Annotated in this window: 12 protein-coding genes; 4 read left to right on the forward strand and 8 right to left on the reverse strand. The window is 43.6% G+C overall.

Annotation, left to right across the window (positions count from 1 at the left end):
* Positions 1–58 precede the first annotated feature (58 nt).
* The 4 genes from DW036_RS08125 (at position 59) to DW036_RS08140 (ending at position 8,106) form a co-directional block, all read left to right on the forward strand.
* The gene (locus DW036_RS08125) at positions 59–2,371 is read left to right on the forward strand and encodes a family 65 glycosyl hydrolase domain-containing protein (RefSeq protein ID WP_118462855.1); all 2,313 of its coding nucleotides are present in this window, start codon (positions 59–61) and stop codon (positions 2,369–2,371) included.
* Positions 2,372–2,471: 100 nt separating this feature from the next.
* Positions 2,472–3,524 (forward strand): efflux RND transporter periplasmic adaptor subunit, encoded by a 1,053-nt coding sequence (locus tag DW036_RS08130; protein WP_118462858.1) that lies wholly within the window; start codon positions 2,472–2,474, stop codon positions 3,522–3,524.
* 278 nt (positions 3,525–3,802) lie between these two features.
* Positions 3,803–6,832 (forward strand): efflux RND transporter permease subunit, encoded by a 3,030-nt coding sequence (locus tag DW036_RS08135; protein WP_118462861.1) that lies wholly within the window; start codon positions 3,803–3,805, stop codon positions 6,830–6,832.
* 2 nt (positions 6,833–6,834) lie between these two features.
* A complete protein-coding gene (locus DW036_RS08140; RefSeq protein ID WP_118462864.1) occupies positions 6,835–8,106 on the forward strand; it encodes a TolC family protein in 1,272 nt (423 codons plus the stop codon).
* Between the two features lie 148 nt (positions 8,107–8,254).
* Here the strand turns inward: DW036_RS08140 and DW036_RS08145 are convergent, their stop codons facing one another.
* From DW036_RS08145 to DW036_RS08185, 8 genes are all read right to left on the reverse strand, one after another.
* Positions 8,255–9,490, reverse strand: a complete 1,236-nt coding sequence (locus DW036_RS08145) for a sodium ion-translocating decarboxylase subunit beta (protein WP_118462867.1) — start codon at positions 9,488–9,490, stop codon at positions 8,255–8,257.
* 6 nt (positions 9,491–9,496) lie between these two features.
* Positions 9,497–11,332, reverse strand: coding sequence for a biotin/lipoyl-containing protein (locus tag DW036_RS08150; RefSeq protein WP_118462870.1), 1,836 nt, complete (start codon positions 11,330–11,332; stop codon positions 9,497–9,499).
* Positions 11,333–11,369: 37 nt separating this feature from the next.
* Positions 11,370–11,630 carry an OadG family protein gene (locus DW036_RS08155; protein WP_118462873.1) on the reverse strand — a complete coding sequence of 87 codons (261 nt, stop codon included), beginning with the start codon at positions 11,628–11,630 and terminating at the stop codon, positions 11,370–11,372.
* 204 nt (positions 11,631–11,834) lie between these two features.
* Positions 11,835–12,329, reverse strand: a complete 495-nt coding sequence (locus tag DW036_RS08160) for an HU family DNA-binding protein (RefSeq protein WP_118462876.1) — start codon at positions 12,327–12,329, stop codon at positions 11,835–11,837.
* Between the two features lie 425 nt (positions 12,330–12,754).
* A complete protein-coding gene (locus DW036_RS08170) occupies positions 12,755–17,056 on the reverse strand; it encodes an HsdR family type I site-specific deoxyribonuclease (RefSeq protein WP_118462882.1) in 4,302 nt (1,433 codons plus the stop codon).
* Positions 17,057–17,091: 35 nt separating this feature from the next.
* A complete protein-coding gene (locus DW036_RS08175) occupies positions 17,092–18,087 on the reverse strand; it encodes a virulence RhuM family protein (protein WP_118462884.1) in 996 nt (331 codons plus the stop codon).
* A 17-nt stretch (positions 18,088–18,104) separates the two neighbouring features.
* Positions 18,105–21,389, reverse strand: coding sequence for a type I restriction-modification system subunit M (locus DW036_RS08180; protein ID WP_118462887.1), 3,285 nt, complete (start codon positions 21,387–21,389; stop codon positions 18,105–18,107).
* Between the two features lie 416 nt (positions 21,390–21,805).
* A complete protein-coding gene (locus DW036_RS08185) occupies positions 21,806–22,786 on the reverse strand; it encodes a hypothetical protein (protein WP_118462890.1) in 981 nt (326 codons plus the stop codon).
* Positions 22,787–22,974 lie beyond the last annotated feature (188 nt).

The following is a 22,974-nucleotide window of genomic DNA, read 5'->3' on the forward strand; positions in this document are numbered from 1 at the left end:
CCGTTTATCCGTTTATTTGTTTATCTTTACCGCCATAATCACCATTGAGATACACACCATGAAAAGATACCTTAAAACCGATGAATGGAATATTATTGAAGATAACTTTCACGCCGACAACCTGCGAATGTCAGAAAGTATATTCAGTCTTGGGAACGGTCGCTTTGGCCAACGGGGCAATTTCGAGGAACCTTATTCGAGCGACTCATACCGTGGTTCATTCGTTGCCGGTATCACCTTTCTTGATAAAACGCGTGTAGGCTGGTGGAAAAACGGTTTTCCTCATTTCTATACCCGTATTCCCAATGCAGCAGACTGGAGTCGTGTCAGCCTGCGCCTCATTGACGAAGAACTGGACCTGGCACAATGGGACGTAAACAACTTCAGCCGCAAGCTCGATATGAAAGCGGGTATCTCCTACCGTGATTTCGAAACCACATCTCCCAAAGGACACCAAATACGGGTACATGTGGAACATATCAACAATATGGCTCACCCCGACTTATGTCTGATAAAATACAGTGTCACCTCCATCAATTATACGGGAAGAATATCACTGATCCCCTCCCTGGATGCAATCATAATCAATAAGGACGATGAGCCGAACGAAAAGATATGGAATATCCTACGTTCCGGCGTCACAAAGGATTGCGCTTATCTATGGACGCAGACCCGGCGGGAAGATGCGCAAGTGTGCTATGCCATGACTTATCAGTTCTTCAAGAACGGTAAAGAAACCACTTCGAACCCGATACGCATTGAAAAGGAGAAACAAACCGGATTCAGCATCGGAGCAGATGTGAAACCGGGAGATAATATGATACTCATCAAATACACCGCTATAAGTTCGTCACTCTATGATGAACGTCAGGAATTGATAGAGCATTCCATCACCAAAGCGCGTCAAGCTAAAATTGACGGCTGGGATAAGCTGGAAAACGATCATCAGCAAGCCTGGGCTAATATATGGAAGGAAATGGATGTGGTTATCGAAGGGGACCCGGAAGCACAACAGGGGGTCCGATACAACATCTTCCAACTTTGCCAGACGTACCGCGGTGATGATCCGCGTCTGAATATCGGGCCGAAAGGATTCACAGGTGAAAAATACGGCGGAAACACATACTGGAATACGGAACTTTGTTGTGTACCGTTCTTCCTACTCTCTACTCCGAGGGAGATTGTAAAAAATCTGTTGATATACCGTTATAACCAACTGCCGAAAGCGATAGAGAATGCTCGTAAATTAGGGTTCAAAGCGGGTGCAGCCCTCTTTCCACAAGTCACTTACAGCGGCGAGGAGTGTCACAGTGAATGGGAGATCACCTTTGAAGAAATACACCGCAACAATATCATCGTCTATGCCATTGCACAACATGCTGCACTTACAGGCAGCAAAGATTATATAGCTAAGTACGGACTGGAAGTCATGATTGCCATCTCCCGTTTCTGGAGCCAGCGCGTATCTTTCTCCAAACCAAAACAGAAATATGTGATATTAGGTGTCACCGGACCGGATGAATATGAGAATAATGTGGATAATAACTGGTACACCAACTACTCGTGTGTGCAGTGCCTGCAGATGACACTTAACTATCTTGAAATCATTGCCGGAGAATACCCTGACGAATATGCACGTGTACGCCGTGTCACCAACCTCCGCCAGCAGGAAGAGGCTGAACGCTGGCGCGACATCATCAACCGTATGTATCTGCCGGAAGATAAAGAACTGGGAATCTTTGTACAAAATGATGGTTTCCTGGATAAGGAACTGGAAAGTACCGATGCCATTCCACCCGAAGAACGTCCCATCAATCAGCATTGGTCCTGGGATCGTATTCTTCGTTCATGCTACATCAAACAAAGCGATGTATTGTTGGGCCTATATCTGTATTACTTCAATTTCGACAAGGAAACTGTCCGTCGTAACTTTGATTTCTATGAAGCGATGACGGTACATGAATCTTCACTTTCCCCGCACATCCATTCCATTCTTGCCGCCCGCATCGGTGAAGTAGAAAAGGCTTACCACCTCTTTTTGCATGCCACCCGTCTCGACCTGGATGACTACAACAACGAAACTCACCAAGGACTGCATATCACCAGTATGCCGGGTAGCTGGCTTGCCATTGTACGAGGCTTTGCCGGGATGCAGATTTTGGAGGGCATACTCTCTTTCTCCCCAATCATTCCCGAAAAATGGAACAGCTACTCCTTCCAGATAAATTATCAGGGACGTACACTTTATATACGTGTAGGCAAGGAAATAAATATTTCACTTATCACCGGAGAAGAACTGAACATACAGGTATATAAAAACGTTTATATGCTCAAATTGGGCACCGATTTGTTGCTCAAGATAGAGGAGTAGAAGCCTATATCAATAACAACGCGCAAAATAAACCGGGAGAACAATTATCTGTTTTTCCGGTTTTATGTTTTTATACCTAAACGAACAACTATACATCAGTATGAAGAAAATCTATTTGTTCGCCATCAGCGTGATGCTGCTTGCCACATCATGCGGGCACAAGAAAGAGGGCGATGCCACTCTGATCCGACCTGTCAAGACGGCTACTGCCAGCTCCCAATCGGTCATCCGGAAAGATTTCTCCGGTATTGTAGAAGCCGTAGAATACGTAAAACTGGCCTTCCGCGTTAGCGGACAGGTCATAAACCTGCCTGTGGTAGAAGGCCAGCGGGTAAAGAAAGGGCAGCTGATCGCCGCCATTGATCCGCGCGACATTTCCCTGCAATATGCCGCTGACAAAGCCACTTACGAAACTGCCGCAGCACAGGTAGAACGTAACAAACGCTTGTTGGGACGCCAGGCTATCTCCGTGCAGGAATATGAAATCAGCGTTGCCAATTATCAAAAGGCAAAGTCTGCTTATGAATTGTCCAGCAATAATATGCGGGATACCAAACTGACCGCTCCCTTCGATGGTTCCATAGAAAAGCGTCTGGTGGAAAACTATCAGCGCGTGAACTCCGGGGAAGGCATTGTACAATTGGTGAATACACAAAAACTCCGTATCAAATTCACCGTACCGGATGATTATCTCTATCTACTCCAAGCAAAGGACGTAACATTCAAAGTGGTATTCGATACCTATCCGAACACGGTATTCAATGCAAAACTGGAAGAATATCTGGACATTTCTACAGCCGGAACAGGTATCCCGGTAACTATTACGATTGAAGATCCTGCTTTCAACCGCTCCTTATACGATGTGAAACCGGGATTTACATGTAAAATCAAGCTGGCTTCGGACGTAGCCCCCTTCCTGAAAGAAAAGCTTGTGAATATTCCGCTCAGTGCCATATTCGGTGAAAGCGAGAACCAGAAAACCTATGTGTGGGTAGTAAAGGATAATAAGGTAAGCAAGCGGGAAGTAACCGTATACTCTCCTACCGGAGAAGCCAATGCTCTTATCTCTGCCGGTGTACAGCCGGGAGAAACTATTGTGATTGCCGGAGTGCATCAACTGGTAGACGGACAGACGGTGAAAGTTATCAATTAAATGATAATTTAGGGAACTGAATACCTGAAATCAAGACAGGCTGAAAGCCTGAGATTACATAGCGTAGGGCAACGCCCTACGTGATTATGTATATCTTTAATTTAAGCCCTGAAAGGGCGCAATTAAACATCAACCTTTATATCGCCCTTTCAGGGCTTAGAAATGGGGATGCACATTACGTAGGGCTATACCCTACGCTATATAATGCAAGCCTTTCAGGCTTAAAATTCAGCCCGATAAATTATCATTCATGAATCTAAAACATAAATATAAATCATATGAATTTAGCTAAATATGCATTAGACAACACTAAGATTGTTTATTTCTTCCTGGCTGTGTTGCTCGTCGGAGGTATACTATCATTCGACCGGTTGGGAAAGAAAGAGGATGCCCCCTTCGTTATCAAGTCAGCGGTCATTATGACCCGCTACCCGGGAGCAGAACCAGCAGAAGTAGAACGACTGATCACCGAACCGATCTCCCGCGAGATACAGTCGATGAGTGGTGTATATAAAATTAAATCGGAGTCCATGTACGGACTATCCAAGATAACATTCGAGCTCCAACCTTCCCTTTCCGCAGAGTCTATTCCGCAGAAGTGGGATGAACTGCGCCGTAAGGTGCTCAACATACAACCGCAGCTACCCGCCGGCGCTTCCACTCCCACGGTATCGGACGATTTCGGCGATGTATTCGGTATATACTACGGCTTGGTAGGCGATGAAGGTTTCTCTTACGAAGAAATGCGCAACTGGGCAGAACGTATCAAAACCCAGGTTATCACTGCCGACGGAGTAATGAAAGTAGCCCTGTTCGGTACACAAACCGAAGTGGTGAATATCTTTATATCCGTCAACAAACTGGCCGGCATGGGTATAGACCCCAAGCAAGTGGCAAGCCTGTTGCAATCACAAAACCAGATTATCAATACGGGTGAAATCAATGCCGGTGAGCAACAACTGCGCATTGTAGCCAACGGAACCTATACCACCGTCAATGACATCCGGAACCAAGTGATTACCACTCCGGGCGGGCAGGTGAAACTGGGCGATATTGCTGTCATTGAAAAAGGATATATGAACCCTCCCGGCAACATCATGCATGTCAACGGAAAGCGTGCCATAGGTATCGGCGTTTCCACCGACCCGACGAAGGATGTAGTAAAGACCGGAGAACTGGTAGACCGGAAACTGGCTGAACTTCTTCCCCTCATCCCGGTAGGACTGGAATTGGAAAGTCTGTATCCGGAAAATGTCATAGCTCAGGAAGCAAATAATGGTTTCATCATTAACTTGATAGAATCCCTCCTCATTGTAATCGTTATCATAATGCTGGTAATGGGGCTGCGTGCAGGTATACTTATCGGCAGTTCGCTGATATTCACCATTGGCGGTACGTTACTCATCATGTCCTTCATGGGTGTAGGACTGAACCGTACTTCCCTGGCAGGTTTCATCATTGCCATGGGCATGCTGGTGGATAATGCCATCGTAGTCACGGACAATGCACAAATAGCCATTGCCCGAGGTATAGACCGGCGAAAAGCCCTGATAGATGGAGCTACCGGACCGCAATGGGGATTACTTGGTGCCACGTTCATCGCCATTTGTTCATTCCTGCCGTTGTACCTCGCCCCTTCTGCCGTAGCGGAAATCGTGAAACCTCTGTTTGTCGTGCTTGCCATTTCTTTGGGATTAAGCTGGATACTGGCACTCACACAAACCACCACTTTCGGTAACTTTATTCTGAAAGCCAAATCCGGCGATACCAATAAAGACCCGTATGATAAACCTTTCTATCACAAGTTCGCATCTATTCTCAGAGTACTTATCAAGAAGAAGACTCTCACACTGGGCAGTATGGTAGTCCTGTTTATCATCTCACTGGTCATCATGGGAATGATGCCGCAAAACTTCTTTCCTTCACTGGATAAGCCCTATTTCCGTGCCGATATATTCTATCCGGACGGTTACAGCATCCGTGATGTGGAAAAGGAAATGAAACAAGTGGAAGCACACCTCCTGCAACAACCGGAAGTGAAACGAATATCCACCACTTTCGGAAGTACACCGTTGCGTTATTATCTGGCTTCTACTTCCGTCGGTCCCAAGCCCAACTTTGCCAATATACTTATTGAACTGACTGACAGTAAATATACAAAGGAATACGAAGAGAACTTCGACCAGTATATGAAGTCAAACTATCCGAATGCCATAACCCGTACCACTTTGTTTAAGCTATCGCCTGCGGTAGATGCCGCCATTGAAATCGGCTTTATCGGTAATAATGTCGATTCACTGGTGATGCTGACCAACAAAGTCTTGGAAATCATGCATCGGGATGATGATCTCATCAATGTACGAAATTCATGGGGGAATAAGATTCCCGTATGGAAACCTGTTTACAGTCCGGAACGCGCCCAACCGTTAGGAGTCTCCCGGCAAAGTATGGCACAGAGCATTCAGATCGGTACAAGTGGTATGACATTAGGTGAATATCGTGAAGGTGATCAAGTATTGCCTATCCTTCTAAAGGATAATACAGTCGATTCTTTCCGCATCAACGACCTGCGTACACTACCCGTATTCGGAACAACACAGGAAACCACTACCCTGGAACAAGTAGTCAGTGAATTTGATTTCCAATATAAGTTCTCGAATGTGAAAGACTATAACCGCCAGATGGTAATGATGGCGCAAGCCGATCCACGCCGGGGAGTAAATGCCATAGCAGCATTCAATAAGATATGGAAAGAAGTACAAGAAGAAATTCAGGTACCGGAAGGATACACCATGAAGTATTTTGGTGAACAGGAAAGCCAGGCAGAAAGTAATGCAGCATTGGCAGCTAATATGCCATTGACGTTTTTCCTAATGTTCATCACCCTATTGTTCCTGTTCAGGACCTACCGCAAGCCAATTGTCATCCTATTGATGTTGCCGCTTATCTTTATCGGCATCGTGCTGGGATTAATCTTGCTTGGTAAATCATTCGACTTCTTCTCTGTACTCGGCCTACTGGGGTTAATTGGTATGAATATCAAAAATGCAATTGTATTGGTAGACCAGATCGATATAGAAGCTGCCTCCGGAAAAGCGCCGTTGAATGCGGTAATCAGTGCTACAACCAGCCGTATCATACCTGTAGCCATGGCGTCCGGAACCACAATTCTGGGTATGTTACCGTTGCTATTCGACGCCATGTTCGGTGGTATGGCGGCAACCATCATGGGTGGTCTGCTGGTAGCCTCAGCATTGACGCTGTTCGTGCTTCCGGTGGCATATTGCGCGATACATAAAATTAAATAATTATGAAAAAGATAATAACCATACTTACATTACTTTGCAGTTTCGGCCTGAAAGCCGGAGCCCAGCAGTACTTAAGCCGCGAAGCATATCGTGACAAAGTAGAAGCTTACAGCCAAGTGTTGAAACAGCAACGCCTGAAAACCATGGCAAGCACCGAAGCGCGAAAAATAACAAATACCGGTTTCCTGCCACAAATAGACATCACTGCTGAAGGGACCGCCAACCTCAACCACCTGGATAAGTGGAACAGTCCGAAAGGTGAATACCGCCCCTACACCTATCAGGCACTCGCAACTTTGGCACAGCCCCTCTATACCGGTGGTTCTCTAATGGCTCAGAAGCGTATGGCACAGGCTGACGAAGAACTGAGTCAACTCACCACTGAACTAACTCTCGACCAGATTCATTATCAAAGCGATGCCGTTTACTGGAATGCTTCAGCCGCCTATGCCAGTCTTGAGGCTGCTGCTACATTTCAAGATATCATAAAGAAACAGCACGATATTATTCAGGATCGTTTCAACGATGGCGCTATCAGTCGTACAGACCTGCTGATGATTTCCACCCGCCAGAAAGAAGCTGAATTGCAGTATATCAAGGCCCGCCAGAACTATACCCTTGCCCTGCAACAACTGAACATTTTGATGGGAGCAGCCCCCAATACCCCTGTAGATAGCCTAAGTGAAATCAGTATATCCAGTGACCCCGTCGACATTCTTGGACTTGACGATGTACTTCCACGCCGTGCCGATTATGCCAGCACAACGGTAAACATAGCCCGAAGTGAAGCACAACGCCGTGCCGCCCTCAGCAAGTACAATCCTCAGGTAAGCATGTTCCTTGCCACAGGTTGGGATACCGGTATCACGTACATGGGACAGGAAATCCCCCATACGCCTGTAGCCGGAGTAAACGTCAGTATCCCCATCTTCCGTTGGGGGGCGCGTTTCAAAACAAACCGGCAACAGAAAGCATTCATTGGCATCCAGAAGCTGCAACAAAGTTATATCACTGATAATATTCTTGAAGAACTCTCCGCCGCCACTACCAAATTGACGGAAACGGAGCAGCAAGTAAAGACAGCAAAGGAAAATATGGCTCTTGCCGAAGAGAATCTGGACCTTGTCACTTTCTCTTATAATGAAGGAAAATCCAGTATGGCAGATGTCTTGTCCGCACAATTATCGTGGACACAGGCGCATACGAACCTGATTAATGCATATCTGGCAGAGAAAATGGCAGTGGCAGAATACAAGAAAGTGATTAGTGAATAAAGATTCAGGCGCGGATTACACGGATTACGCGGATCATTTCTTTATTGCAACAAATTGCAACAAAAGAATCCGTGTAATCCGCGTAATCCGCGCCTAAAAAGTCCGCGTTCGTCCGCATCAATCCGCGTCGTCCGCGTATCTATTCTCCTTATCCCAAGAACGAGATCAGCACACCCGCAGCCACTGCCGAACCGATAACACCGGAGATATTACTGGACATACAGTAATTCAACACATGGTTCTTCGGATCATACTTCGTAGCAATCTCATTGCACACACGGCTTGCCATAGGCACAGCACTCAGACCTGTTGCACCAATCAGCGGATTTATTTTCTTCTTGCTGAACAGGTTGAACAGCTTCACAAAGAAGATACCACCTGTAATGGAAAGTGCAAATGCAAGGAAACCACCAATAACAATACCAATAGTTGTCCAGTTCAGGAATGCTTCGCTTGTCATAGTTGCACCTACACTCAATCCTAAGAAAATAGTTGCCGCATTCATAATGCTATTGGCAGCTGCATCAAACAAACGGCTGGTATCCGCACCGATTTCCTTAATCAGGTTACCGAACATCAACATACCAATCAAAGGCACTGCCGTCGGTACAAAGAGAGCGACAACCGTAGTCACTGCTATCGGGAAAATGATTTTCAGTACACGCAGATTCTTGATTTCCGTCTTCGAAGGATAGAGTTTCTCCTGCTCCTTCATATTGATCATCAATTCCTTCTTAGAGCAGAACAACTTCACTACCAACGGAATAATCACCGGAACCAACGCCATGTAAGAATAGGCGGCAATAGCAATCGGACCCAATAAATGCGGAGCCAACTTGATAGTCGTAAAAATTGCAGTCGGACCATCAGCACCACCAATAATGCCAAGAGCACCTGCTTCCTGCGGCGTGAAACCGATCATCACCGCACACAACAGTACCGTAAAGATACCCAACTGTGCTGCTGCTCCAAAGATAGAGAGACGCAGGTTGCGAAGCATTGGTCCGAAATCCGTCAAAGCACCCACACCCATAAAGATGATGGGCGGCAAGAAGCCTGTCTTAATCAACATATAGTAGATGAAGTTCATCAATCCCAAGTCATGTGCAATTTCATGCAACGGCATTTCCCAGATGTTCTTCAATACCCCATTTACCATTACCATTCCGTTTTCATCTGCTTGAATGACCCCCATATCGCCACCGGGAAAGTTGGCGATAAGTACACCAAAAGCGATGGGCACCAGCAACAACGGTTCGTAGTGCTTCTTGATACCCAAGTACAGCAGAATGAAAGCAATGGCATACATCACCAGAAACGACGGGTCGGCAATGATATTGCTGAACGCCGTCATATCATAGAGTTTTGCAAATATTTCTTCCATCGCTGTTTATCCTATCTTCATTAATACATCATCTTCTGAAACAGTGTCCCCTGGAGTGGCACAAATAGCCGTAATTGTTCCGTCAAAGTCGGCACGGATGGCATTGTATGTCTTCATAGCTTCAATGTAGCAAAGCAAGTCACCTTTCTTCACCTTGTCGCCCACTTTCACCGGAGTCTCTTGTGCATTCTTCGTCAGGAAGAACTTACCTTCTAACGGAGCGATCACATCCTGACCTTCGCCTACGGGAGCTTCCACTTTTGCAGTAGCATTTGCCGGTAGGTCAATATCACCATAAGCCACCGTTACGCGATAAGCCTGTCCATCCACCTGTACGGTAAGCGTTTTCGGTTTGGCGTCATCCAACGGAGACTTATTAAGTTCCGCTTTCCGCTTTTCCACGTCTGCCAAGAAGTCTTCTTTCGCCTTACCACTCTTATATGCTTCGTATTGTGCCGGATGCATGGCATATTCGAAGAGTTCTTCATCATCTTCACCCAAATCCCATTTGTTCTCTTTCATCATCTTACGATACTTGTCGAGTGCATCCGGATAATTATCCTGCGGGTTTCCGGTGAAGAACTTACGACCTTCACGTTCGGCTTTCTCTACGAGTTCAGGAGCCAATGTACCCGGCAATTTACCTGCTTTACCCAACAGCATATCCCAGATATCATCAGCAATCATACCCCAACGTTCCTTGCCTTTTTCCATAGCAATCACGTTCATCATCGCCAGATTCTTAACATACTGGCTGAACGGAGTTACCAACGGAGGATAACCTACACGCGGCCATACATAAGCCACTTCATTGAACAGCTTGATAAGCAACTGATCCTGCGTCATAAACGGCAAGTTACGTTTCGCCTTATATTTATTGATAGATTCCAGATTGGATTCCAAGTCAGCCATCAAGCTACCCATCATACCACCCGGAAGTCCCGGACCGATCAACAGGGAGTTCATCAAGCGATTCTTCGGACTGATGTACAAACCGAGGAAATCATCCATAAATTCCTGAATCAATGCACGCACTTTCATGTATGCTTCCATATTCACCTCAGGAACCTGGAAACCTGCATCTTTCAGCATAGCCTGCACACTCAGCAAGTCAGCGTGTCCCGTACCCCATGACAACGGTTCCATGCCCACGTCAATATAATCGCAACCAGCCTCGCAAACTTCGAGGATGCTTGCCATATTGAAACCGGGACCTGCATGACTATGGTATTGAATAGGAATTTCGGGATGTGCAGCCTTGATATTGGCTACGATCTTGCCCAATGATACCGGGCGTCCGATACCTGCCATATCCTTGATACAGATTTCATCAGCACCCAGCTTGATCAGTTCCAATGCCATATTGGTGTAATACTCCACCGTATGGATGGGAGAATGAGTGATACAAAGTGAACACTGGGAAATCATTCCCGCTTCTTTTGCATAAGTGATAGAGGGAGCAATATTGCGAACATCATTCAATCCGCAGAATGTACGCGTGATATCTGTTCCCTGAACTTTCTTTACTTTATAAAACAGCTTACGCACATCGGCAGGCACGGGACTCATGCGAAGACCATTCAACGCGCGGTCCAACATATGAGTTTGTATACCGGCTTCGTGGAACGGTTTCGTCCATGCACGTACAGCTTTATTAGGATTTTCACCAAACAATAAATTTACCTGTTCAAAACCTCCGCCATTGGTTTCTACGCGGGCAAAACAGCCCATTTCAACGATAGCTGGAGCAACCTTTACCAGCTGGTCTACACGGGGCACATATTTTCCGGCACTCTGCCACATGTCCCTGAAAACCAGACTGAACTTAATTTCCTTTTTCATACTAAATAAATAGGTGTGTGTTTTTTATTAAAGATTATCATTTTATTTTCTCGACCTTGGCTACTTTACCTTTGCCTTGTGTCACCACTGTTACAGCGGCACTGATAGCAGCCAAAATGTTTCCGGGAATTGCGGCAGGACTTTGCGCACCTTTCTTATCCGGCACCACCTCTTCAGGGGCGTATTTGTTTACCAGAAGAATAAGTCCTTTACCTAAGTAGATTACAATCAGCAGGATAGCGAACACTGTCGTCATACCTACCACCATCAGCAGAAGCGCTGTGTTGAGATTTTCCATATTATAAATTATTAGTTATTCGGTCTGTTTTGCAAAAAATCGTCCGAAATTACGGATTTTCGATGAATTAAAACAGAAAAATAACACTAAAAGATGCTAAAACGAAAGTTTCCATGTTTTCCCTCCAAGCGGAGAGATAGCATGGAAACCATCTGTCACAAGTCATGAAATATCAGAAGTTACCAACTTACCGGAACCGGGAGATTAGCCCAGCGGATCGCCCTCGATGCCGCCGTCGCCGCCGGCGGAGCCGCCCTGATTACCACCATTACCTCCATCGATATTACCACCGTTGGCAAGCTTCTCTATGTCCGTCCAGTCAACATCTACATCCACCATAGAGCGAGTAGTTATCTTCTTGCTACTACTGCGTTTCACTTCGGGAATGAAACGTACACGTATGCCATTAATCTGTGCCGAACTCACCTCAGCAGGCGTAGTAACTCCCTGTTTGTTCGTAGCTGTGGTATAGTAGAAAGTACCTACCCCCTCAATCTTCACCGTACGCCCCATAGCCATGTAATCGGCCATCACACTTCCCAGGTTTTTCAGCACGGCATACGTGTCACCACGGGTGACGGTAGATTGCAAGGACAGTTTGTCAGCCACTTTGTCTGTAGAAATAGGTATACCGATAGTAATTGCTTTCGGATACCACAAATCATTCAGTTTCGATTGAAATTTCTTGTAAAATGCCATAATAATAATGTTTTAAATGATTAATAATGTATATATGATTTCTCTTGTCTCACCCGAGAAGCAGAAGCTTTCACCGTGAGGCCTCAACGATTCAACCATCTGCTTTTCTCAAATTCGATGTTGCAAAGTTAGGGTGGATAGCAAGAGAAAACAAGAAAATGGCATCTACAATCATTTCGCACAAACTCTTCATAAACAACACATTACAGAATACATATCTCTACAAGGGAGAAAAAACAAAGAAACAGGGGAAACCAAAATATTCTGGCAATCTCTACAAGCAAGAGGTGTAAAGCACTGATAATGAATGATAGCATTCAAAGTAGTCTCTACAACAAGGAAATAGCCATTCATAATTGCATAACCAATGTAGTCAGTGAATATTTCAAATCTTTATCATATACTTCAACCACTGCCATACATTTTTAAAGACTATCTTTTTGCTGAGTATTTTCATCTATTATTTTACTGAACGCATCGGCACAGCTTTTGATGTCTTTGTACTCCTGAAGCTTTTTCCCGTCAAGCCCTTCAGGTGACCAATCTCCAATATTCTTTGCATAAATACCTTGATTTAACCGTTCCAATAAGTCCATATTAAAAGGTACAGAAATATTTAATAGTTGCATCCCATCAATAATTCTTTTAAAATAAACGTAATCACCATCAATAATGAATCCTTTATCAGCTGCTATACGGTAAATTGCCTCCCAGTGCCGTTGCTTGGAGAAAGCCGATTTCTTAGGATTATACCCCAGAAGCTTAACAATGCACTTCCTGAGTATTTCAATTCGCTTTTCTTCTGGCAATTTTCTGATATCAATAGTTTCTGCAGCTACACCAGAATAATTTTCATCATTAGTAACGGAATAAAGTCTACAGCTACGATGTGCACTTACATCATGACCCGCCATTTCCAAATCGGTGATAGAGGCTCCTGTAGCATAGAAATACATTGAAATAATTATACTGATGGCAGTATCTACTTCCTGTTCAGAAGCAGTAGGCGAAATATGCGATTCATCATTACGCCAACCCTTAATTAACATTAGGTATTGATACAATTGCTGTTTGGCTACATCAGTACTAAATTTCAAGTTCCAAAGGCATCTATGAGCATAGATTACATTTTTCCATGTCACATCCTCACCTTCGTTTCGTGCAGGTACACCACTGTTATGCATCAAGTAATATAGTTTTTTAAGGTAGGCTTCATATTTGGTCACAAGCAAATTGAATGCCACAAACTTATCTACTATGGTTACTTTCTTTCCATATAGATTATTGAAAGCCCTATTGATGAACAACCCCACATTGTCAAGCGATTCAACGGATTCCTTACCAATCACATAGAATACGCTATTTAGCACTTCTTCTATGGAACGCATTTGCGGAAGTACTCCACTTAAAGTCGTTGTCAGTATATCTTTTACTTTTGCTTTTACGATATCAATGTCGAAAGACTGCTCTCTTTCGGTTTCTTGTGAATTTTCTAAAACCACAACGGATTGTTCCGTTAATGATTTCTGACTGATTGTATCAGTAGAGTAATTTTCATCTTCATTCAGATAGGCTTTTAGGATACGCTCTCTACAGCTTCCGTCAAGGATAAACTCTCTAAGTATCTTATCAATTTTGGGCATAACCATGCGTGCAGGAACTTCCACACCTTCTGTTTTGGTAAGGAACTCACGAGTCTTAGCCATATTCAAGGTTAACTTCAGATTATCAAATTGGCTATACTCATTTAAGTTTTGTTCCGTAATGTCTCTGTTCATGATATGTTCCAACTGACTGGCATTTATACCTGTAGCTTCTACTAAAATCATTATCTGCTTGTGTAGCTCACGGAGTTGATATTCTATGATATAGTCATAGATAGTTTTGCCTGGGGCAAGATGCAAATCACCCGATTGAATGTCGTGCAGTATCACCATTGCCGTTCGTTGGTCTTTCTGCGAAAGTGAGGCAAATGTTTTATGCAGCTCTTTAAAAGCCTCTTTCGTAAGTTCGCTACCAGGACCAGTAGTATAAAGGTTTTTGATGAACTTCACAAACTTCGAGTTGATATATTCCGCATCTATGGTGCCCGTACCGGTTTCGGTGATATAAGTATCGATAGGATAGTCAAAATCGTTGGCTTCACCGCCACCTTCTCTACCTTCAAACAACTCGCGATAGCGTTGTAACAAAATTAAATAGGTCTGCTCATCAAGCTCCATTCTTACATAAGTATAAGTATCACCATGCTGAAATTCATACTTGACTTTATCCCATAAGAATCCTTGCAGTTTAGCAGCTTCGAGTAGATGAGTCATCTGGCTGAAGTCCTTAGCAAACATATTGCGGTCTTCACGAGTATCGGGCAACCGTTCAAAGTTGGCTATCCGGTGTGATTGGAATATGTCGCATATATGCAGGAAACGTTGGTTGATATTAACCAAATTACTTTCTAACTTATCTACAAACACACCAAGCGGGCGATCCACATATACCTCAAGCGCATCGTTAATATTCTGCTGCATAGTGTATGGGAATGTGTAGTAGCGGATAATGCCAAAAGGTTTATCAGGTCCAAACAAGCGGTTGGTGCGCGAGAAAGCTTGGATGATGTCCACATACTTCATCAGCTTATCCACATAGAGTGTATTCACCCATTTTGAATCGTAGCCGGTAAGCATCTGCGTAACCACAATGAGTAAATCTATCTGCTGATTGTGGTCATGCTCTATACCAAGATAGGGCTTTTTGTGAGCCAATCGTTTTGCCACATCTTTCTTATATTTAGCGTAAGTAGAAAGCTGAAAAGAGGTGTGATATTTATCATTATAATCTTTAAGTATTTCCAATAATGCATCTTCCTTGGCGATTCCTTCATTGGAATTGTCGATATTATTGTCGAACACAGTTACCACATTCAACGAGGGATATTGCGCTTTGAATAGTTTATAGTAAGCTATAGCTTCCGGTATATTTTGTGTAGCCAATATTCCATGAAACTTGTCGTTCTTGCTTAGCCGGACACGACTTTTTATAATATCGGCCGCTACAGCTTGGTGATGAATGGGCTGTTGATAGATATCGTTGGGAAGATAATATTCTATACCATGTTTTGTCTCACCGCCTTCAGTGTAAGTTCTGGGCATCTGCAACTCATTGACAAATTTATTGTAGATTGCCATTTTCTCCTCGTCACCTTCAATCTCTTCGATGCGCTTCACTCTTAACTGAGCAAATGCAGCTTTTTCGCGTAGTTCGTTGTCATCGTAGGTGTTTATGCGATAAGGATCAAATCCAAGTACGTTATGATCGGGGATGCCATTGGCAATGGTGTATTTATGAAGCATATCGCCGAAAAGCGTTTCGGTCATGATTTCGTTGTGGGCATTTTCTTCAAACACCGGCGTACCTGTGAAGCCAAAAAGCAACGCACGAGGAAATGTATTCTTAATGTCGATAAGCATATCGCCAAATACGCTTCTATGACATTCGTCTATAATAAATACCAATCGTTTACGTCCGATGCTATCTATTTCGGCCTGTGAAATGCCATGTTCGCTGTTAACATGCGACATTTTTTGGATAGAGGTCACAATCAAGCGGTCATCGTTATCAGTACTTTGCAGTTTGCTGACCAGAATGGCAGTATTCTGTGTGTCTTGTATTACATCAGATTCTCCGGCAAAGCCACGATATTCATCAAGCGACTGTATGCTCAGCTCAATACGATCCATAAGGAATACCACTTTGTCCGCATCGCCTGAGTTAGCTATCAGTTGTGCCGATTTAAAGCTGGTCATGGTTTTGCCAGACCCTGTTGTATGCCAGATGAAGCCTCCACGATGTTGGTGCGTATCCCAATTGGTTTTATGGGTCACATCACTTATCTTATTGACTGCAAAATATTGATAACTGCGAAGTACTTTCAGCGTCTTGTCTTTATCGTCCGCAATGGTGTAATATCCCACAAGCTGGTGGGCCATAGGAATACTTAACAGATCGGATACAACTCTTCGCCAATCACTAACGATGGTATTATTGAAATCCTCCCAATGAAAATAATATTCAGGTTTAAAGTTTTCTTCCAGTCCGGGATTGGCAAAGTAAAGCGTCTCTTCAGGAGTCATTGCAACAAATATCTGTACCATCTTAAAAATGCCACTGCCAAATACACCTTCGTGGGTATAGCGTTTGATCTGAAAAGTAGCTTGGCTCACATCCACTTTCGAACGTTTCAGTTCAATGTGGATAACAGGCATACCATTGATCAATAGCATCACATCGCCTCGCCGGTCTCCACCTAAAGGGTGTGAAGTTCTGAAACGAGGCTGGCGTACTATCTGATAACGGCTTTGTCCGGCACTGATTTCACGAGCGTCGAATATTTTGAGATATACCTCTTTACCACAATTATTCGTATCCATAGGATTATCACGTTTGATACATACCTGCCCGCCATTAATAAGTCTGTTCATGGCGTATGGATTGTCGCAACGATTCACCTGGTCGATGATTTGCTGCATCTCACTCGTAGTAAGCGTAGCATTACCCAGTCGGTTGATGTCTCTATTATTATCAAAGATTATATTGGCCCAGTTTTGTATCAGATCTGCTTCACTGGGTTGCATTATTACCTCCTTCTCCCATCCGTGGTGGGGAAGCAAATCAACAAGTGCCTGTTCAAAAGCACTTTCTTTGATGAAGAATTGCGTATTGTCGTTTGGCATATAGCTTTGGGCATTTATAGGTTATACATACAAGACTATTTCTTTCCTTTAACTTTTTTGTTCAATATCTTTATATTATCCAGATAGGCTTGTTCTACGGGAGAAAGTGTACGGACATCAAACTTCCTATATTCCTTTTCCGCTTTTTCCATGGCCTGCTCATGACTGACGGTTCCACAACCATTCAAGAGTTGTTCTCCCGTAGAGGAAAGGATTGCTTCAAGATGCTGAATATAATCTTTCATATACATAGCCCGATGCTTCATGGCTTGCACTTCGGCAAAATCGAAATATCCGGAAACTAAATTATTCAGAACTTTCAATTCTTCTTCGCTTAAGTAATTCTTCGCTATTTTGGCATCGCGCAATGTAGGATGGTCTCCCTTGAAAGAGGTCAGTCCCATCATGTATTGATCTGCATCTGCCCGTTCATAAATCACTTCGGCGGCAGTATGCCCATGAGCGGCAAAATGCAGTTTGTTTTGCACTATTTTGAAGAATTCGATGGATACATCAGAACGTGGGTCATAATCAATCGCCGTAGCATAAATATCGAGCACCTGTCGATACATCACTTTTTCTGATGAACGAATGTCGCGTATGCGGTCGAGCAGTTCTTTCCAATAACCTCCTCCTCCCGTTTGTTTCAATCGTTCATCATCCATAGTGAAGCCCTTGATGATATATTCTTTAAGACGTGCCGTCGCCCAAATTCTAAAATGGGTGCCTTGTATTGATTTCACTCTATATCCAACAGATATGATTACGTCCAGATTGTAATACAAGGTCTCGTATGATTTCCCATCTGCGGCAGTTGTTCGGATTTTCCGAACAACTGAATCACGCTGTAGTTCTCCTTCTTCAAATACGTTTTTAATATGTTCGCTAATGGTTGATTTCGACTTGTCGAACAACTCACAAATTTGCTGTTGTGTGAGCCATACGGTATCTTCGTCCATCCGCACCTCTATGTGCGTCTGCCCGTCCTCACTCTGATAGATGATGATATTGCTCTTATCCTTTTCTTCCATTTTATTGAATTGTTTCGTTATACAAACATTTTATCCAAGCAGGCTGACTTTATTTGCTTGAGCTTCTCAAGTCGTTGAGCCTCTAAGGATATTTGCGTGTCGAGGGAACGGAAGAAAGAGGCGATTTGACGCTGCTCGGCAATACTACTCGGAAAGGAGATACTTGTATTCAATAATGCAGACTTTGAAATACTGGAAATTTTAGTACCCTGCATAAGTGGTAATAGTTGGTTATGGTAAGAAGGGGAATTTAAATAAAAGCCTAAATATCCCTCGCTAAACTCAAATAAAGTTCTACACGGTATCGTATGTAATCCTGCTACAACTTTTTCCTCACCAATGAATGTAATCTCCGTACATTTACCTACGGTACTATCCTCTGCTGCATCGGCAAAAACTATATCGCCTTTTTGTAATTTACAATTATTGGTTAATTGATTAGCTAAAAAATGATTTGTAATGTATGGTAGATCGTCTTTTCTAATATCAATCAAAGTTCCAAATTTAATTAAAATATCACCATAATGTATATTTCTAGCACTCCCTAATGTTTCATTTAAATCTGCGCGTGATAAGGTATTGTTTTTTAGATAACGGAAAACAATATCAAAAGGGACTGTCTTCCAGTCTTCCTTAAACCCTTTAAAACGGACACGTGGTTTCACTTCTCCTGCTTGTGGAAACATAGAAATAAGAGAAGAGGATTTTCCCCAATTCTTTAATCTATTCTGCAATTCCTGCAACCCCTTCACCGCAAACTCATCACCCGTAAGCTGACCAATCAATTCCGACAACTCTTTTTGAGCATCAACAATATTGTTTTCAATTTCATTATATGATAAGGCATACTTTGCTTCCAGTGCCGTGACTGATTTCTCAAGAGCAGAAAAGACAGATGACAATGTGCCATTAATGCCACCACACACCGGGTCAATCCACTTCTTGTGCAAGAAGAACTCTATATCTTCATTGCTTAGATGTTCTATGGCATCAATAGTAAGTTGCAGCAATGCAGCTTTATCCTCTTTGATATTTTTATTGAGCTTAGTAATTTTATCCCATAAACTCACAATCTCTTTCAGTTTAACTTTGGTTTCCGGTTCCACTTCATCGCCTTTAGCTTTGGCATCGGCCTTTATGGCATTCTTATTGAACTTGGTATTATCATCTTCATCCAGATAGGCTTGCCCTTCTTCTTCGGTGAAACCGTCACGCAGTTCTTCAAGCGAGGATGTAAATTCCTCTACTTCCGCTTGCTTTTCACTGATAGCATCCAGTTCGGCTTGAAATTTCTCATGTTGTACCAATTCAAACGGCAAGATGCGCCCCTTCAATCCATCGGGCACTTCTATCTCTTCATCACCTTTCTTCACAAGTTTATAAGCCTGCTCTACTACCCGCACAGCATCAATTCCCTCACTTTGTATAGTCTCTATATCCCCCGCTATCACCTGCCAATTATCTGAAAGAGCTTGGAAAGCGACGTATTTATCCACCAAAGGAATCGGCTTTAGGCGATTAAATATATCGTCAGCTATATCGTCCTGTTCATTTTGCTCCTTTACAGTACTGACATTCGTAATCAGTCGGCTATGAAGAAGACTTCCAAAATCGGAGAATGCATTCGCAAAGGTTTGCTTCAAATTGCACACATCCACATTCTCTTCAATAGCTTTAGCCACATCTTTGCTCTTCACCGTAGCATACGGACTACCGTCCTCCTTGGGCTGGAAAAGGTCTGCACGAAGTGAAGGCAACGCATCCCAATAGGTCTGCAATTTATTTATCTCGCTTTCGGGAATGCCACCAAACATAGTGGCATAGATATCATATTGTTCGGCAGCCTCCGAAGAATCCACATAACGGGGAATATTGAGGTTATATCCATTCCGCCGGATTTCGTCACGGCTTACCGGGCGAGAAAAGCCAGGAATAGGCGTACGCTCACGAATGGCATCGGCAATGCGCTTTATGTCGCAGGCACGGAGTCTATTGTTCTTGCCTTCCTTGATAAATCCTTTGGAAGCATCAATAATAAGCACATCGTCACTATCCCGATGCTGCTTCAAGACCATAATCAGTGTGGGAATACCTGTTCCAAAAAAGATGTTAGCCGGCAGCCCGATAATGGCATCTATATTATTAGTCTCAATAAGATTCCGACGGATTTTCCCTTCTCCTTCGCTATCTGCGTCCACATCGCCACGGAAAAGTACTCCATGAGGCAGTACGATGGTGAGAATGCCATCGGGTTTGAGGTGATGCAGTTCGTGAAGTAAGAAAGCATAGTCGGCTTTACTTTTAGGTGCTACACCATAATTCTTGAAACGAGAATCGAGTTCACGATCCGTGGCATCCCAATGCTGTGAATAAGGCGGATTTGACACAACCGCATCCACATAGAGTGGTTTGCCAATATCACTACCCATGGTTTGCAAAGGCCAGTCTTCATCCAGAGAATCAGCACAACGGGTATCAATATTGTCTGGCTTGATACCGCGCATCACGAGATTCATTCGGGTAAGGTTATAGGTATTCTCCTTCAGTTCTTGAGCATAATACTTCACTTGGTTTTTATCGGCGATATGGCGGCCAATAGATTTACCAATGGTAATCAGCAGAGAACCGGATCCACTTGTCGGGTCATATATTTCAATCTGCTGTTTGTCCTTATGATGCTCTGCTACAATCTCCGACATCAGTATCGCTACCTCGTGAGGAGTGTAGAATTCACCGGCTTTCTTTCCGGCATTGGCTGCAAAATTACTGATGAGATACTCATAAACATAACCCAGCACATCGTAATCCTGACTGCCATCGGTAGGAATATCTTTAATGAGCTTAATCAAATCCTTCAAAGCACGGGTTTGAGAAGAAGGATTTTCACCCAATTTGCTCAATCCGGCTTGTAGCGTCTTGAAGATGTTGGCATATACATGCTTATAGTTTGTACTGATTAGTCGGTCGAAGCTATTCAACGCAGCACTAAGGTCCGCCACACTGAAATCAGAATTGGGCAACAACCAAGTACTGAACAAGTATTTATATTCGATAAAATATCCTATATTATTTTTACAATAAGCAATCATCATCGTTGCTTCCGGGTCTTCATAATCTTCTACAAGAGTCTTCATGTCATCATCATTCCATCCGATACTACGAAGATAGTTCACTTCATTGTCTGATAGGAATTTATAGAACACAAGTCCAAGAATGTAATCCTTATATTCATTGGCATCTATTTTAGAACGCATTTTATTGGCCGAGGCCCATATTTTATTTGCAAGCTGCTGCTTATTCATATATTTAATGTCTTAATTATCTTTTATTTCCTACAATTCATCATCAATTATATACATACAAAATTAACAATTTATTCTCATATTTATTGCCGATTTGGAAAATATAACTCCCAAATAGATGAAAAAATATTTGTTTAAGCAACAATTAGAGACAAGCGTAAGAATTATCTCCGCATTTTTTACTACTCCCACCTCATGTCTGCTCTCCTTCCTATACCCTCCCTTCAGAACACCTTCTGAGAGGGGGAACAATGAGTCAGGAACAGAAAGGCATTCAGTCCCTGAGTGAAAGGCTTTCAGTCAGGGACTGAATCACGTTCACTCAGGGAGTGAAACGAAAGCTCTCTGCAAAACGAAGGATTTTAGAAAATATTTGTAACAAAAAAAATCAATCAGCAAGATAAAGACTTCAGGTATCAGCATTCCCCAATAACCGCATCCACCGTCTCCCCCTCCTTGAACAGTGTCTCGTTCGCCTGCGCCAACCGCTTCTTCAACCGGAACTTTTGTTGTGAAACCGAAGCAGGCGACACCGCAATAAGCGTAGCCACCTGTGCATTCGTGAAATGCAGACGTATCAGCAGGCAAAGTTGCAGGTCGGCAGCAGTTAATGAAGGAAAACGTGTGACAAGGCGGTTGGTGAAGTCATTGTACACACGATTTGCGAGTTCTATCAGGTGTTCCCAGTCTTTATCAGAGAGAAACTTGGGTTGGCGGCGCAGACGTTCCACCGCATCATCACGGTCTATTAACGTTGAAGTAAGAATCTGCACTTGCTTATCAAGCAGACAGATGCGTTCATTCTGCTTCTCCAGCAGTTCAGCTTCACGAGGCAACGGACGTTTTTCATATTCTTTAAGGCGAATACGGAGGGAGTCGTTCTCTCCTCGCAAGAGTACATTCCGGTCCGTGAGATTCAGCAAAGACTCTTCTACTTCTTCTCGCTCTTCGTCCATCAACGCCATTTCGTTCAAACACGCTTCCAATTCTTCGCGTTCGCGCTCGTTGCTACGCAGACGTTGTTCGTTCTCGCTCAGATTTATGAGATAACGGCGGTGCTTGCGCTCCTTGGAAAACTGAATATCCTTGATGGAAAGCCATACATTGAGGCCCATCATTAGTGCGGTGAATGTTCCCCACAGAAATTGTTTCCGCTTGTCGGCGGGCTTCAGGCGAACCAGGTTTCCACCGGAATGTTCCTTCACCTGATTGTATTCACGATGCAAGCCGGAGAGCAGACGGGCTATCCGGGCACTGTCGGCGACACCGGATTGTACCAGCGAGTCGGCACGGACAAGGGACTGTTCGTAGTTCATCAAAGTCGGGTCGGCAGGTTTCGAGCAGGCTGTCAGCCCGAAAAGGAGAGTCAGCAAGAGAAGAAGAGACGCGTGTTTCATCTTGAATGTATCTATTAATATAATAAGGTGCAAAGGTAGCGCTTTCTACCTACAAAAAGCACAGAGGCGCAAAGTTTTTGTCCTTTGCGCCCCTGTAACAATATAAATAGATTTTTAGAACTCGCTTGTAAAGTGGTATTTTATATTTGAAGTACTTCAAGCATATAAGAGTCATAAAATATCGAGAT

This window comes from Bacteroides sp. AF39-11AC (genome assembly GCF_003474285.1).
In the GTDB taxonomy this organism is placed as follows: Bacteria; Bacteroidota; Bacteroidia; order Bacteroidales; family Bacteroidaceae; genus Bacteroides.